Annotated in this window: 9 protein-coding genes; 8 read left to right on the plus strand and 1 reads right to left on the minus strand. The window is 70.5% G+C overall.

Annotated features, from left to right (window positions below; genetic code table 11):
• Positions 1–142: 142 nt before the first annotated feature.
• Positions 143–1,321 carry a thioester domain-containing protein gene (locus FYX01_RS03250; RefSeq protein ID WP_150237366.1) on the minus strand — a complete coding sequence of 393 codons (1,179 nt, stop codon included), beginning with the start codon at positions 1,319–1,321 and terminating at the stop codon, positions 143–145.
• 300 nt (positions 1,322–1,621) lie between these two features.
• On the opposite strand from FYX01_RS03250, the gene gatB reads away from it, so the two are divergent.
• From gatB to FYX01_RS03290, 8 genes are all read left to right on the plus strand, one after another.
• The gene (gatB, locus tag FYX01_RS03255) at positions 1,622–3,118 is read left to right on the plus strand and encodes an Asp-tRNA(Asn)/Glu-tRNA(Gln) amidotransferase subunit GatB (RefSeq protein WP_150237368.1); all 1,497 of its coding nucleotides are present in this window, start codon (positions 1,622–1,624) and stop codon (positions 3,116–3,118) included.
• Between the two features lie 498 nt (positions 3,119–3,616).
• Positions 3,617–6,322 carry a putative bifunctional diguanylate cyclase/phosphodiesterase gene (locus tag FYX01_RS03260; RefSeq protein WP_150237370.1) on the plus strand — a complete coding sequence of 902 codons (2,706 nt, stop codon included), beginning with the start codon at positions 3,617–3,619 and terminating at the stop codon, positions 6,320–6,322.
• A gap of 506 nt (positions 6,323–6,828) precedes the next feature.
• Positions 6,829–8,589 carry an acetolactate synthase large subunit gene (locus tag FYX01_RS03265; protein WP_150237372.1) on the plus strand — a complete coding sequence of 587 codons (1,761 nt, stop codon included), beginning with the start codon at positions 6,829–6,831 and terminating at the stop codon, positions 8,587–8,589.
• A 20-nt stretch (positions 8,590–8,609) separates the two neighbouring features.
• Complete coding sequence (gene ilvN / locus FYX01_RS03270) at positions 8,610–9,134, plus strand: acetolactate synthase small subunit (RefSeq protein ID WP_150237374.1); 525 nt, start codon at positions 8,610–8,612, stop codon at positions 9,132–9,134.
• 74 nt (positions 9,135–9,208) lie between these two features.
• The gene (ilvC, locus tag FYX01_RS03275) at positions 9,209–10,204 is read left to right on the plus strand and encodes a ketol-acid reductoisomerase (protein ID WP_190394159.1); all 996 of its coding nucleotides are present in this window, start codon (positions 9,209–9,211) and stop codon (positions 10,202–10,204) included.
• A 152-nt stretch (positions 10,205–10,356) separates the two neighbouring features.
• Positions 10,357–11,946 carry a phosphoglycerate dehydrogenase gene (serA, locus tag FYX01_RS03280; protein WP_150237376.1) on the plus strand — a complete coding sequence of 530 codons (1,590 nt, stop codon included), beginning with the start codon at positions 10,357–10,359 and terminating at the stop codon, positions 11,944–11,946.
• Between the two features lie 798 nt (positions 11,947–12,744).
• Positions 12,745–13,809, plus strand: coding sequence for a 3-isopropylmalate dehydrogenase (locus tag FYX01_RS03285; RefSeq protein WP_150237378.1), 1,065 nt, complete (start codon positions 12,745–12,747; stop codon positions 13,807–13,809).
• A 213-nt stretch (positions 13,810–14,022) separates the two neighbouring features.
• Positions 14,023–15,138: a branched-chain amino acid aminotransferase gene (locus FYX01_RS03290; protein ID WP_150237380.1), complete on the plus strand. Its 1,116-nt coding sequence runs from the start codon at positions 14,023–14,025 to the stop codon at positions 15,136–15,138.
• Positions 15,139–15,224 lie beyond the last annotated feature (86 nt).

The raw sequence follows: 15,224 nt of genomic DNA on the forward strand, positions 1-15,224 counted from the left end.
TAGCGATCTCCTCGACTACTTCCAACCCGATTCGCGAAAAATGTGCCCCGATACGGTCAGGAAAAAAATTCTGCGTAGGCGGGCCAAATTATGACCATTGGTCGCGCAACCAAATGCGGGTTTGTGCGTCCTCGGTCCGTGCTCAGTCGTGCCGCCTGCGGCCCAGGAGCAGGATGAGCAGGCCGGACACCACGAGGGCACCGGCGATGACCAGCAGTCCCGACAACCAGGTGCCGGTGTGGGCCAGCCCGTCCTCGGGAATTCGGTCCTCCGCTTCCGGGGGTTCCTGATGCGTCCCTTCCTCCGGGGTGGCTTCCTGGTCGGCCTCGCCGAGCGAGGGCGACTCCTCCTCCGGCACGGGTCCCGGGGTTCCCTCGGGGCTCGACTCCCCGGTCTGCTCCGGGTGCCAGGTGAAGGTCGCGGTGGCCGAACTCGTCGCCGTGCCCGCCTCCGCGGTCACCAGCGGCCGGGTGCGCACGCCGTCCCGTCCGGTGAACAGGCGCCCCTCCGGCAGCGGCACGCCCTGGCCGCGCGCGTGCAGGGTCGCCACTCCGGCCGGAACCGAGGGGTCCACCTCCAGGAAGAGCTCGTCGCCGTCGTAGGCCTGGGCCACCTGCTCGCCGTCCCCGTCGACCAGCCACGACACCGGGGCGCCGCGCACCGACACCTTCACCGGATCCGACCCGGAGCTGTGCACGGTCAGCGGCCCCAGGGGCTCCCCGGGGTCGATCGCCTCCACGTGCGCCGGGGTCACGTCCAGGGACCGGGAGACGGTGCTGTCGACCGCCGCCGCGCTGCCCTCGACCAGGTGGTCGTACAGGGCGACGACCGTGGCGTCGTTGGCCTCCCGGTCCGGCTCCGCTCCGTCCAGCACGTGCCACAGGGCGGCCTGGGTCCCCGCGATCGCCTGGGACTCGTCCAGCTGGGACAGGTCCGCCCTCTCCGTCAGAGCAGGCAGGTCGACCGTCGGATAGGAATGGGAGACGATCCAGTTCGCCCGGTCGGGAGGGTCCGTTTCATGAGGAGTTTCGGTCCACTGCGGACTGTCGGACCACGTTGACTCCACGTAGGCGGCTTGCGGGAACACCTCCTCGTCGGAGGCGGCCGTGTAGGCCCGCACCGAGTCCTGGGCGGCCACACGCAGGCTGAACAGGGCGGTGCCGACCTCCCGACCGTCGGCGAGGACGAGGACCGCGCCCGTGACCGGGTCGCGGTCCACACGTGAGAAGTCGTCGGCACTCGCCGCGGGGACGCCGACCAAGGTGCCGACCAGGGCGGCGGAGGAAAGCAGCGCGGCGCACCGACGCAGAATGCCGGACATGCTCTTGCGCTCCTGTGCGAGGGCGGCGGCCGTCAGGGGGCCGACCGGCGAGATCGTCTTCTTCTTCGGAGCATCCAGGCTAACGGTCCCGCGGTCAGCTACCCCGGACCTTCCCTCGACAGCAGCCCAATCGTGTACTGGCCGTGATGTCCGGTGACCCTTCCGTGTCCTGCCCCCGGGCACCGCACTCCCGCGCGCTCGGTAGGCTGAGCTGGAAGGTATGTCCTCTACGGAAACGGGTTTGCGGCGATGGCCCACGCGGTAACTCCTAGCCCTGCCACCAACAGCGCGCCTGTGCCGGTGGCCTACGAGCAGGCGCTGGTCAAGTACGAGCCCGTGCTCGGCCTGGAGACCCACATCGAGCTGGGCACCGCCTCCAAGATGTTCTGCTCCTGCCCCACCGGGTTCGGGGCCGACCCCAACACGCAGGTGTGCCCGGTCTGCCTGGCGCTGCCCGGCTCGCTGCCGGTCGTCAACGAGAAGGCGGTCGAGGGCGCGATCCGCCTGGGTCTGGCGCTGAACTGCTCGATCGCCCCCTGGGGCCGGTTCGCCCGGAAGAACTACTTCTATCCGGACATGCCGAAGAACTACCAGATCTCCCAGTACGACGAGCCGATCTGCGTCGACGGCCACCTCGCCGTCACCGTCGACACCCCCGACGGCCCGCGCGAGTTCCGCGTGGAGATCGAGCGCGTCCACATGGAGGAGGACACCGGCAAGACCGCGCACGTGGGCGGGGCCACCGGCCGCATCCACGGTGCCGACTACTCCATCGTCGACTACAACCGCGCGGGCATCCCGCTGCTGGAGATCGTCACCAAGCCCATCACCGGCACCGGCGAGCTGGCGCCCCTGGTCGCCCGCGCCTACGCCGCCGAGCTGCGCGACCTGGTCCGCTCCCTGGGCATCTCCGACGTGCGCATGGAGGAGGGCTCCATGCGCTGCGACGTCAACGTCTCGATCAACGAGCGCGGCGCCGCCGAGTGGGGTACCCGCAGCGAGACCAAGAACGTCAACTCGCTGCGCTCGGTCGAGCGGGCCGTGCGTTCGGAGATCGAGCGCCAGGCCGGTGAGCTCGACGCCGGGCGGAGGATCGTGCAGGAGACCCGCCACTTCCAGGAGAACACCGGCCGCAGCGTCTCCGGCCGCTCCAAGGAGGAGGCGCAGGACTACCGGTACTTCCCGGACCCCGACCTGGTCCCCGTCGCTCCCTCCGACGAGTGGGTGGAGGAGCTGCGCGCCACCCTGCCCGAGCTGCCCGCCGCCAAGCGCGCCCGGGTCCGCGCCGAGTGGGACCTCACCGACACCGAGCTGCGCGACCTGGTCAACGCCGACGCCATCGACCTGGTGGAGGCGACCGTGGCCGAGGGGGCCCCGTCGGACGAGGCCCGCAAGCTGTGGCTGAACGAGCTGTCCCGCCGCGCCACCGAGCAGGAGGTGGAGCTGGGCGCCCTGCCCGTCACCCCCGCCCAGGTCGCCCGGATCATCGCCCTGGTCGCGGAGGGCACTCTCACCAACAAGCTCGCCCGCCAGGTGGTGGAGGGAGTGCTGGCCGGTGAGGGCGAGCCCGACGCCGTGGTCGAGGCCCGCGGCCTGAAGGTGGTCAGCGACGACGGCGCGCTCGGCGCGGCCGTGGACGAGGCCATCGCCGACAACCCCGACGCCGCCGACAAGGTGCGTGGCGGCAAGGTCGCCGCGGCCGGTGCCCTGGTGGGCGCCGTCATGAAGGCGACCCGGGGCCAGGCCGACGCGGGCCGCGCCCGCGAGCTCATCCTGGAGAAGCTCGGCGCGAGCTGACCCGCCTGCCTCGGGGCGTCCGTGCCCCTGCCCCGAGGCCCTTCCCGCCGTCCTCGGCGGCCCTCCCCGTCCGCGGTAGCCCGTGTGGACCGCGGGGGGACGGGTAGGCGGTGAGTACCCCCGGGGAACGGTCCGGATGCCGCTCCGCACGGCTCGGGACGGGTGCGCCGGTCCACGGCGCGCCGGACGGGCCAACGGACGGGCGACGCGAAACCATCACGCTGGGTGAAGATTCCGTCGTCATCTCTCATCCTGGCCTCAATCGCTGTGTGACCTTGGTTGCGTAGGGTTGCGACGCACGGGGGCGTGTGCGGTCCCTCGGGCCGTTCCCGTCACCAGCTCGTCCCAGTCCCGCGAGATCCTGGGCGAAACGCGGCGCCGGGTGCTGTGCCGCACCCGGACCCGAACGACGCGAGGTGGGTGCTCCATGTCTGAGGAGAGAGCGTGATGGCGACTGGTCGTCGCGTCAGCCGCGGCACGCCCACTGGGAGGTCGGTGATGGGAACCCGGACACGCCGCCTGTGGGCCGTCGTCCTGGGCGCGTTGTTCCTGCTCTACGTCGTGGGGACGCTCATTCCCGCGGGGGATGCCAGCGTGACCGCCGAACTCGGCGAGTGGCCGACGTCCGCCGCGGCCGGGGCGGCCGGGCTGTCCCTGCTCTACGCCTCACGCCACTGGGCGGCCACCGGCGCGGACCGGGACGCACGCGTCGACGGCGCGGACGGTGCCGCCGCCCTGCGGCACCTCGGCTTCGCCGCACTCGCCTGGTGCGCGGGTGGCCTCACTCACGGTCTGATCCGCCTGTTCAGCTCCGGATCGGTCCTTTCGCTCACCCTCGGTGACCTCTTCTCCCTGGCGGCCCTGCCACTCTTCGTGGTCGGTTTCACCAAGTTCGCCCCCTGGCCGGGCGGGGCCCGGACCGCGGTGCGGCACGTCACCGACAGCTACGTGTGCGCCGCCGCGGTGTTCTCCATGGTGTGGCTGCTGCTGTTCTCCCCGCTCTACCGGGAACTGGGCGAGGGAGCCGGGTTCCTCGGCTTCGCCCTGGTCTACCCGGTCGCCGACATCGTCGTGCTGTGCCTGCTCGTACCCCTGGTGTTCATGTCGCCGCACAGCACGCGGCGGGCGGTACTGGTGGCGATCAGCGCGCTCATCGTCATCTCCGCCTCGGACGTGATCGGCGCGCTCACCCGACTGGTCGGTCCGCCCGTGGCCGGGGGCATCGAGCACCCGGTGAAGTTCCTGGGCTTCGCCCTGCTGGGCGCCCTGCCCTGGCTGGTGGGGCACCGGCCGGGCTCGGAGCCGCGCCGCATCACCGGCCGGGGCCTGTACCGGTTCGCGCCCGAGTTCGCCGCGATCGGCGCGGTGCTCGTCGCCGCCGTGGTGCTCACCGTGGCCGGGATCCGCCTGCCCGGGGTGGCACCGGTGCTGCCGCTGGCCGCGGGCACCGCCGTCGTGGTGCTGCTGGTGCGCATGGTGGGCATGCTGGAGGAGAACGCCACCCTGTCCCGGATGGTGCGCAACCGCGAGGGCCACTTCCACGAACTGGCGCGCAACAGCGGCGACGTCATCCTCGTCCTGGACAGGGACGGGGGCGTGAACTACGTCAGCCCGGGCACGGCCGAGGCCTTCGGCTACCGGCTCGACGACGTGCTCGCCGCACCCGTCACCGCGCTCATCCACCCCGAGGACCTGGACCGCACCAAGGCGGTCGACGACCTGTTCGCCGAACGCGGCACCCAGGGCGTGCACATGCGGCTGCGGGTCCGGGCGGCCGACGGGACCTGGAGGCACACCGAGTCGACGATCTCGCTGTACGAGCAGCCGGGTGAGCCCGACCGGCTGCTGGTGACCACCCGCGACATCAGCGCGCAGGTGGCGCTGCAGGACGAGGTGGAGCACCTGACCTTCCACGACGGTGTGACGGGACTGCCCAACCGGGCCTACCTGGAGGAGCGGGCCAGCGACGTGCTGGCGCACCGGGCGATGGGCGAGGAGGCCACCGGGGAGATCGCGGTGATCTTCCTGGACCTGGACGGGTTCACGGCGGTCAACGACTCCGCCGGGCACGTGCGCGGCGACCACCTGCTCGGCCAGGCGGCCCGCAGGCTGCGCGGCGAGGTGGAGTCCCGCGCGACACTGGCGCGCTGGGGCGGCGACGAGTTCGCGGTCCTGATCGAGAACGTGCCCAAGGCCCAGCGGGTGGTGGACCTGGCCGAGCGCCTGGGGCGGGTGATCGCCTCCGAGCCGTTCCAGGTCGCCGACCGGGGCATCCTGCTGACCGCCAGCATCGGCGTGGCCTTCGCCGAACCGTCCAGCGACAGCGGTGAGCTGCTGCGCAACGCCGACGTGGCGATGACCCGCGCCAAGGAGCGCGGGACCGGCCACGTGGAGGTCTACGCCGCGCACATGCACGACACCGTGGTCTCGCGCCTGGAACTGCAGATACAGCTGCGACAGGCGCTGGCCGACGGCGACTTCTTCCTGGAGTACCAGCCGGTCGTGGACCTGGGCAGCTCCCGGGTGACCTCGGTGGAGGCGCTGGTGCGCTGGAACCGCGACGGCGAGACGGTGGGACCGGAGACCTTCATCGGCGCGGCCGAGGAGTCGGGGCTGATCGTGCCGCTGGGCGAGCAGATCCTGCGCGAGGCCTGCGAGAAGGTCGCGGTGTGGCGGATCTCGGACTGGGACATCGGCCTGTCGGTGAACCTGTCGGTCAAGCAGGTGCTGTCGCCGCGCTTCGTGGAGACGGTGGCGGGCGTCCTCGCTGATACGGGCCTGTCCGCCGGGATGCTCACGCTGGAGGTCGACGAGGAGGTCCTGCTCGACGGCGGCGGCGAGGCCGTGCAGCGCCTGGGGGAGCTGCGCGACCTGGGTGTGCGGCTGGCCATCGACGACTACGGGATGGGCTACGCCTCCCTGGCGCACCTGCGCAGGCTGAGCGTGGACGCGATCAAGATCGACCCGTCGTTCGTGGCGGACCTGGGCCGCGACGACACGGTCACGCTGCTCACGCACACGATCATCCAGCTGGGGCGCGACCTGGGCGTGCAGGTGGTGGCCGAGGGCATCGAGCGCCCCGAGCAGCTGGAGCAGCTGCGCGCCATGGGCTGCGACCACGGCCAGGGCTTCCTGGTGGCCCGCCCGATGGCCGCGAGCGGTGTGGAGGCGCTCGTCGGCGGCGAGGCCGGCGCCAGCCTGTAGGCACATCCGTGCGGGAGCGGTGTATGCGGACGCCGTGCCCTGCCCGCGGAGACGGGGCGGGCGATCGACCGGGCGGATGACCTCTTCGACTGGCGGGGCCGGCGCCGGGCGGGACCTCCCCGCGGACGGCGTCCCGCACCGTGGACCCCGATCGCTTCTCTGTGTCGTGCGTTACACGCGATGGCGAGCTTTGTCCGCGTTGTCCCAGTTCACCGAGGTGCCGTGTCAGAGGATGAGGTCGCATTCTGACATCTCCGTCTCGAATGTTGAGACAATATGACGTTCTTGTTGACGGGTGACCCTCCGGTCGGCCAATGTTATGAGCGTGCAGAACAACTCCCTGATTCTCGTACTTGGTCGGCGCGCAGCCCACTGAGTTACTTCTGCTGCGCGCCACCCCTCAACCGCCACCGGGCGGTGGGGGTTTTTTTATTGCCAGGCCCAGAATCAGACCCACCAAGCCAGAGCTCTCGTACTGCTCTGGACCCTCGCTGAAGGATCTTGAGATGACCGAGCAGATGACCGGCGCCCAATCGCTGATCAGGTCGCTGGAGCAGGTCGGCGTAGACACTGTCTTCGGGATTCCCGGCGGCGCCATCCTCCCGGCCTACGACCCGCTCTACGACTCGGCCAGGGTGCGCCACATCCTCATGCGCCACGAGCAGGGAGCCGGTCACGCCGCCGAGGGCTACGCCTACGCCACGGGCCGCCCCGGCGTGTGCATGGCCACCAGCGGCCCCGGGGCCACCAACCTGGTCACCCCCCTCGCCGACGCCCACATGGACTCGGTCCCGATGGTCGCCATCACCGGCCAGGTCGCCTCCCCGATGATCGGCACCGACGCCTTCCAGGAAGCCGACATCTGCGGCATCACCATGCCGATCACCAAGCACAACTTCCTGGTCAAGGACGTCCGCGACATCCCGCGCACCATCGCCGAGGCCTTCCACATCGCCTCCAGCGGCCGCCCCGGGCCCGTCCTGGTCGACATCTCCAAGGACGCCCTGCAGGCCTCCGCCGACTTCGTCTGGCCCGAGCGCCTCGAACTGCCCGGCTACCGGCCGGTCAGCAAGCCCCACGGCAAGCAGGTCCGCGAGGCCGCCCGCATGATCGCCGAGGCCCGCCGCCCCGTGTTCTACGTCGGCGGCGGCGTCCTGCGCGCCGGCGCCTCCGCCGAGCTGCGGGTCATGGCCGAGCTCACCGGCGTCCCCGTGGTCACCACCCTGATGGCCCGCGGAGTCTTCCCCGAGAGCCACCCGCAGTTCGTGGGCATGCCCGGCATGCACGGCGACGTCGCCGCCGTCGGCGCCCTGCAGAAGGCCGACCTCGTCGTCGCCCTGGGCGCCCGCTTCGACGACCGCGTCACCGGACGCCTGGACAGCTTCGCCTCCGAGGCCAAGATCGTCCACGCCGACATCGACCCCGCCGAGATCTCCAAGAACCGCCACGCCGACGTGCCCATCGTCGGCGACTGCCGCGAGGTCCTCGCCGACCTGGTCGTGGCCGTGCGCGCCGACCAGGAGAAGGGGCGCCAGGGCGACTACGGGGGCTGGTGGCAGCAGCTCGACCGCCTGCGCGCCACCTACCCCAAGGGCTACGAGGCCCCCGAGGACGGCAGCCTGTCCCCGCAGGCCGTCATCGAGCGACTGGGCAAGGTCGTCGGACCGGACGCCACCTACGTCGCGGGCGTCGGCCAGCACCAGATGTGGGCCGCCCAGTTCATCGACTACGAGCGCCCCGGAGCCTTCGTCAACTCCGGCGGCCTGGGCACCATGGGCTTCTCCGTCCCCGCGGCGCTCGGCGCCAAGGCGGGCGACCCCGACCGCGTGGTGTGGTCGATCGACGGCGACGGCTGCTTCCAGATGACCAACCAGGAGCTGGCCACCTGCGCCATCGAGGGCATCCCGATCAAGGTCGCCGTGATCAACAACGGCAACCTGGGCATGGTCCGCCAGTGGCAGACCCTGTTCTACGAGGGCCGCTACTCCAACACCGACCTGCAGACCTCACCGCGCGACGAGAAGGTCCGCATTCCCGACTTCGTCCGCCTCGCGGAGGCGTACGGTTGTGTCGGCCTGCGCTGCGAGCGCGCCGAGGACATCGACGCCACCATCGAGAAGGCCATGGCGATCAACGACGCCCCCGTCGTCGTGGACTTCACCGTCAACCACGACGCCATGGTCTGGCCGATGGTCGGCCCCGGCGTCAGCAACGACAAGATCCAGTACGCGCGCGACATGGCGCCGAACTGGGAACACGAGGACTAAGAGGAGAAGGTCGAGCCACCATGAGCAGTCACACGCTTTCCGTTCTGGTGGAGGACACCCCGGGTATCCTCGCCCGCGCCTCCTCCCTCTTCTCCCGCCGCGGCTTCAACATCGACTCGCTCAGTGTCAGCACCACCGAGCACCCAGGACTGTCCCGGATGACAATCGTGGTCAACTGCGACCTCCACCCCTTGGAGCAGGTGACCAAACAGCTCAACAAGCTGATCAACGTCGTCAAGATCGTGGAGATGGACACCACCGCGTCGGTCCGGCGCGAGCTGCTGCTCGTCAAGGTCAAGGCCGACGCGTCGAGCCGCACCCACGTGCTTCAGACGGCCGAGCTGTTCCGCGCGAACGTCGTGGACGTCAGCCCGGACGTCGTCGTCATCGAGGCCACCGGCGACCCCGAGAAGCTCGATGCCCTGGTCAGGAACCTGGAGCCGTTCGGCATCCGGGAACTCGTCAAGTCAGGGCTGGTCGCCCTGGGACGCGGCCCCCGGTCGATCGCCGACCGCTCCCTCCGCGCGGTCGAGCGCAGCGCCTAGGAGCCCGGGCCCCGGACACGGCCGGGTCCCGCACCCGCGTTCCACGAAACATTCAGAAACAGGAGTAAACCCAAGTGGCAGCACAGATGTACTACGACGACGCCGCGGACCTCTCGCTCATCCAGGGCAAGAAGGTCGCCGTGATCGGCTACGGCAGCCAGGGACACGCGCACGCGCTGTCGCTGCGCGACTCGGGCGTGGACGTGCGGATCGGCCTCGCCGAGGGCTCCAAGAGCCGTGCGAAGGCCGAGGAGGAGGGACTGCGCGTCCTCACCCCCGCGGAGGCCACCCGCGAGGCCGACGTCATCATGATCCTGGTCCCCGACCACATCCACCGGGACCTGTACGCGGCCGAGATCGCGCCGAACCTGGAGGCGGGCAACGCCCTCTTCTTCGGCCACGGCTTCAGCATCCGCTACGGCCTCATCACCCCGCCCGAGGGCGTGGACGTCGCCATGGTCGCCCCCAAGGGTCCGGGCCACCTGGTCCGCCGCCAGTACGAGGCCGGGCGCGGCGTGCCCTGCCTGGTCGCGGTCGAGAAGGACGCCAGCGGGCAGGCCTGGGACCTGGCGCTGGCCTGGGCCAAGGGCATCGGCGGCACCAAGGCCGGGGTCATCAGGACCACCTTCACCGAGGAGACCGAGACCGACCTGTTCGGTGAGCAGACCGTGCTCTGCGGCGGCACCGAGGAGCTGGTCAAGGCCGGCTTCGCCACCCTGGTCGAGGCGGGCTACCAGCCTGAGATCGCCTACTTCGAGTGCCTGCACGAGCTCAAGCTGATCGTCGACCTCATGTACGAGGGCGGCATCTCCAAGATGAACTGGTCGGTCTCGGACAACGCCGAGTACGGCGGCTACACCCGCGGCCCGCGCCTGGTCACGGAGCAGACCCGCGAGGAGATGCGCAAGATCCTCGGCGAGATCCAGGACGGCTCCTACGCCAAGGAGCTCATGGACGAGTTCGACGCCGGTCAGCCGACCTTCAGGAAGCGCCGCGAGGCCGAGCAGAACGAGCAGATCGAGAAGGTGGGTGCCGAGCTGCGCCCCCTGATGAGCTGGCTCAAGGCCTGAGTCCGGTGAACCGTACGGGGGCAGGTGGGTATGTCCACCTGCCCCCGTACGGTTCCCTACCCCGGCAGTAGACTTCAGACCGGCCGTCACCCCGATCCGGGCAGTGCCCATCACCTGCGCGATCGGGTCGCACCACCCGAAAAGGAACCGTTGTGCCCAAACCCGCCGTACTCGTAGCGGAAAAACTCTCGCCCGCCGGAATCGCGCTGCTCGAGGATGACTTCGAGGTGCGCCACGTCGATGGCGCCGACCGGTCCCAGCTCCTCCCCGCCCTCGCCGACGTCGACGCCCTCATCGTGCGCAGCGCGACCCAGGTGGACGCCGAGGCGCTGGCCGCGGCCTCCCGCCTGCAGGTGGTCGCCCGGGCCGGCGTCGGTCTGGACAACGTGGACGTGGACGCCGCCACCAAGGCCGGTGTCCTGGTGGTCAACGCCCCGACCTCCAACATCGTCAGCGCCGCCGAGCAGGCCATCAACCTGCTGCTGGCCAGCGCCCGCAACACCGCCCCGGCGCACAACGCGTTGATCAACGGCGAGTGGAAGCGGTCCAAGTACACCGGTGTCGAGCTGTACGAGAAGACCGTCGGGGTGGTCGGCCTCGGCCGCATCGGCGTACTGGTCGCGCAGCGCCTCTCAGCCTTCGGCACCAGGGTCATCGCCTACGACCCCTTCGTGCAGCCCGCCCGCGCGGCTCAGATCGGCGTGGAGATGACCACGCTGGACGAGTTGCTGGAGCGCTCGGACTTCATCACCATCCACCTGCCCAAGAACAAGGACACGCTGGGCCTGATCGGTGACGACGCCCTGAACAAGGTCAAGCCCAACGTGCGGATCATCAACGCGGCGCGCGGCGGCATCCTCGACGAGGAGGCCCTCTACCGGGCCCTCAAGGACGGCCGTGTGGCCGGTGCGGGCATCGACGTGTTCGCCAAGGAGCCGTGCACCGACAGTCCGCTCTTCGAGTTCGAGAACGTCGTGGTCGCCCCCCACCTGGGTGCCAGCACCGCCGAGGCCCAGGAGAAGGCGGGCACCCAGGTCGCCCGTTCGGTCAAGCTGGCCCTGTCGGGCGAGTTCGTCCCGGACGCGGTGAACGTCCAGGGCACGGGGGTGGCCGAGGAGATCAAGCCCGGCCTGCCGCTGACCGAGAAGCTCGGCCGCGTGTTCACCTCGCTCGCGGGCACGATCGCCAGCCGCATCAACGTCGAGGTGCGCGGCGAGATCGCCTCCCACGACGTCAAGGTCCTGGAACTGGCCGCCCTCAAGGGCGTCTTCGCCGACGTCGTCGAGGACACCGTGACCTTCGTCAACGCCCCGCTGCTCGCCAAGGAGCGCGGTGTGGAGGTCAACCTCGTCACCAGTGACGACAGCAGCGACTGGCGCAACCTCATCACGGTCGGCGGGGTGCTCGCCGACGGCACCCGCGTGTCGGTCTCGGGCACCCTGACCGGTCCCCGCCAGGTCGAGAAGCTGGTGGAGATCAACAACTACACCATGGAGATCGGCCTGGCCGAGCACATGGTGTTCCTGTCCTACGAGGACCGCCCCGGCGTCGTCGGCAAGGTCGGCGCCCTACTCGGAGACGCGGGCGTCAACATCGCGGGTATGCAGGTCATCCGGGACAAGGAGGGCGGCAAGGCGCTGATCGCGCTCACCGTGGACTCCGCCGTGCCCGAGGAGATCCTCGGCTCGATCTCCGCCGAGATCGAGGCCGACATCAGCCGCCAGATCGACCTGGAGGACTAGTGTCCTGGCCGGAAACGTCGCGGGTGTGAACCACGGGGTTCATTCCGGGGCGATCCTGTACTTGTAGCGGGTCCGGAGCGCCGAACCACGCTACAAGTACAGGATTACGCCGTACGTCGCCGGAACGCAGAGCCTCCGAACGCTCTCCGAGACCGCACGGCCCTTTCGTCGTGTCCGGGAAGGCCGGACCGGATGGGCGCCGACCAGGGGAGACACGCGCTGGTCTCACATGGTGAGAAATCCTGGTCATATAGTTGGACATCCGATATTCTGAAGTCCTAGGAGTCAGCGGTACAGCGGGCCCACCGTCCGATGCCGCCGCCCGGCGCCGCACCCGCCCCCACCGGGGCTCGTGCCGGTGTCCCACGGCAGACGATTCAGCCTGGGCGGGCTCCTTCCTCCGTGGACACCGTCGCCCACGTTCCGCGCTCCACCGCCGTCCGGCTCCATCCGCCCCGGGCCCGGTAGGGCACACCGCGTAGAGCATTCAGCATCCGTGGCCGCACCGCTCCCGGAACCGGTCACGCAACGCATCCGGAGGATCGCATGTACGACATGGTCGAGTACCCGTCCACGCCCGACTCCCAGGACGAGATCAACCGAGCCCTGCAGGACGCGCTCAACCGCCGGGCCTGAGGCGGCCCGGCCGGGGGAGGGGCGCGCGGAGGCGGCCGCGGATCCGGCGACGGGATGACGGCAGTCCGCCGGGGCGATAGGGTTGTCTCATTCAGTGTTCATCTTGGTCTCACCATCCGAGAAGAAGCCGGTGGGGCCGTGTCCGAATCAGAGGCAGTCCGTATGGCAGCGCGCACCGTGAAACTGGCGGTCATTCCCGGCGACGGGATCGGTCCCGAGGTCATCGCCGAGGGCCTCAAGGTGCTGGAGGTCGCGGCCTCCCAGCACGACCTCGCCATCGGGACCACCGAGTACGAGCTCGGCGCCAGGCTCTGGCACCGCACCGGTGAGACCCTGCCCGACTCGGTCGAGTCCGAACTGGCCGGGCACGAGGCCATCTTCCTGGGCGCCGTCGGCGACCCGTCGGTGCCCAGCGGCGTGCTGGAGCGCGGCCTGCTGCTGCGCCTGCGCTTCGACTTCGACCACTACGTCAACCTGCGGCCGGTCCGCCTCTACCCGGGCGTGGACAGCCCTCTGGCGGGGGTGGGCCCCGAGGACATCGACATGCTGGTGGTCCGCGAGGGCACCGAGGGCCCCTACGCGGGCGCCGGGGGCGTCCTGCGCAAGGGCACCCCGCACGAGGTCGCCACCCAGGACAGCGTCAACACCCGCTTCGGTGTCGAGCGCGTCGTCCGCTACGCCTTCGACAAGGCCGCCTCGCGTCCGCGCAGGAAGCTCACCCTGGTGCACAAGGACAACGTCCTGAGCTTCGCCGGAGAGCTGTGGCAGCGCGTGGTCCGCGAGGTCGGCGCCGAGTACCCGCAGGTCGCCGTGGACTACTGCCACGTCGACGCCGCGTCGATGTTCTTCGTCAACCAGCCGGCCCGCTTCGACGTGGTGGTCACCGACAACCTCTTCGGCGACATCATCACCGACATCGGCGCCGCCATCACCGGCGGCATCGGGCTGGCGGCCAGCGGGAACATCAACCCCGGCCGCACCTTCCCCAGCATGTTCGAGCCCGTCCACGGCTCCGCTCCCGACATCGCGGGCCAGGGCAAGGCCGACCCCACCGCCACGGTGCTCTCGGCCGCCACCATGCTGGAGCACCTCGGCGTGCCCGAGGCGGCCCGCCGGATCGAGGACGCGGTCGCCGCGGACCTCAAGACCCGCGCCCAGAGCGGCGCGGTCCGCTCCACCTCCCAGATCGGCGACGACCTCGCCGCGCGAGTAGCCGAGCAGGGCTGAGGCCACACGCCGGAAGCCCTGCCCTCCCCCTTTCCGAGGCGCGGCTGACGGCTCCACCGAACTACCGCCGACGGGCGCGCCTGGAGAACCGGGCGCGCCCGTCGCCGTCGCGTGTCACCACTCCCGCCCTGGCACCGGGTGCGCTCTTCCGCCAGACTAGATTCCAGGTCGGCGATGCTGCCGACCTGATGCACCCGAGAGGACCACCGACACATGAACAACGACACCACCACAAGCGGGTTGGCGTTCGACATCCAGCTCTCCGACAAGCGGAAGACCCCGCAGGAGCGAGAGGCACTGCTGGAGAACCCGGGGTTCGGCCAGGTGTTCACCGACCACATGGTGAGCATCCGCTACACCGAGGGGAAGGGGTGGCACGACGCGAAGCTGGAGCCGTACGGTCCGCTGAGCCTGGACCCGGCCACCGCCGCCCTCCACTACGCCCAGGAGATCTTCGAGGGCCTCAAGGCCTACCGGCACCCCGACGGCTCGCTCGCCTCCTTCCGGCCGGAGGCCAACGCGGCCCGCTTCAACCGCAGCGCGGCGCGCATGGCGATGCCCGAGCTCCCCGAGGAGCTCTTCCTCAGGTCCATCGCGCTCCTCCTGGAGCACGACGGCGACTGGGTTCCGAGCAGGGAGGGCTTCAGCCTCTACCTGCGCCCGTTCATGGTCGCCACGGACGTCGGCCTCGGCGTCAACCACCCGTCCCGCTCCTACGTCTACCTGTTGATCGCCTCGCCGGTCGGCTCCTACTTCTCGGGCGGCGTCAAGCCGGTGACGGTGTGGCTGTCCACGGACTACACGCGCGCCGCGCCGGGCGGCACGGGCGCGGCCAAGTTCGCGGGCAACTACGCTGCGAGCTTCCTGGCCCAGGCCCAGGCCGTCGAGAAGGGCTGCGACCAGGTGGTCTGGCTCGACGCACGCGAGCACCGCTGGGTCGAGGAGATGGGCGGCATGAACCTGTGGTTCGTGTTCGGCTCGGGCGAGAACGCCCGGTTGCGCACGCCCGCGCTGACCGGGACGCTGCTGCCCGGCATCACCCGCGAGTCGCTGCTGACCCTGGCCCCCGACCTGGGCATCCCGGCCGAGGAGGCGCCGATCTCCACCGACGAGTGGCGCGAGGCCGCCGAGTCCGGTGAGATCACCGAGGTGTTCGCCTGCGGTACCGCGGCGGTGATCACCCCGGTCGGCCGCGTCAAGAGCGACGAAGGCGAGTTCACCATCGGCGACGGCACCCCGGGCCCGGTCTCCATGCGCCTGCGCGAGGAGCTGGTGGGCCTGCAGACGGGTCTGCGCTCCGACAAGTACGGCTGGATCACCAGGTTCTAGGCTGATCCGGCGGGGCGCCCCGCCCCCCCCCCGGGGGGCCCCCCCGGGGCGCACCCCCGACCCCCCCCCCCCCCCGGGGCCCGGGC

It is taken from the genome of Nocardiopsis quinghaiensis (genome assembly GCF_008638365.1).
Taxonomy (GTDB): domain Bacteria; phylum Actinomycetota; class Actinomycetes; order Streptosporangiales; family Streptosporangiaceae; genus Nocardiopsis; species Nocardiopsis quinghaiensis.

What these genes read in the sequence shown, in the direction of transcription:
- FYX01_RS03260 (WP_150237370.1), top strand. Translation starts at nt 3,617, where the DNA reads ATGGGAACCCGGACACGCCGCCTGTGGGCCGTCGTCCTGGGCGCGTTG.
- FYX01_RS03290 (WP_150237380.1), top strand. Translation starts at nt 14,023, where the DNA reads ATGAACAACGACACCACCACAAGCGGGTTGGCGTTCGACATCCAGCTC.
- ilvN (WP_150237374.1), top strand. Translation starts at nt 8,610, where the DNA reads ATGAGCAGTCACACGCTTTCCGTTCTGGTGGAGGACACCCCGGGTATC.
- FYX01_RS03250 (WP_150237366.1), bottom strand. Translation starts at nt 1,321, where the DNA reads ATGTCCGGCATTCTGCGTCGGTGCGCCGCGCTGCTTTCCTCCGCCGCC.
- FYX01_RS03285 (WP_150237378.1), top strand. Translation starts at nt 12,745, where the DNA reads ATGGCAGCGCGCACCGTGAAACTGGCGGTCATTCCCGGCGACGGGATC.
- FYX01_RS03265 (WP_150237372.1), top strand. Translation starts at nt 6,829, where the DNA reads ATGACCGAGCAGATGACCGGCGCCCAATCGCTGATCAGGTCGCTGGAG.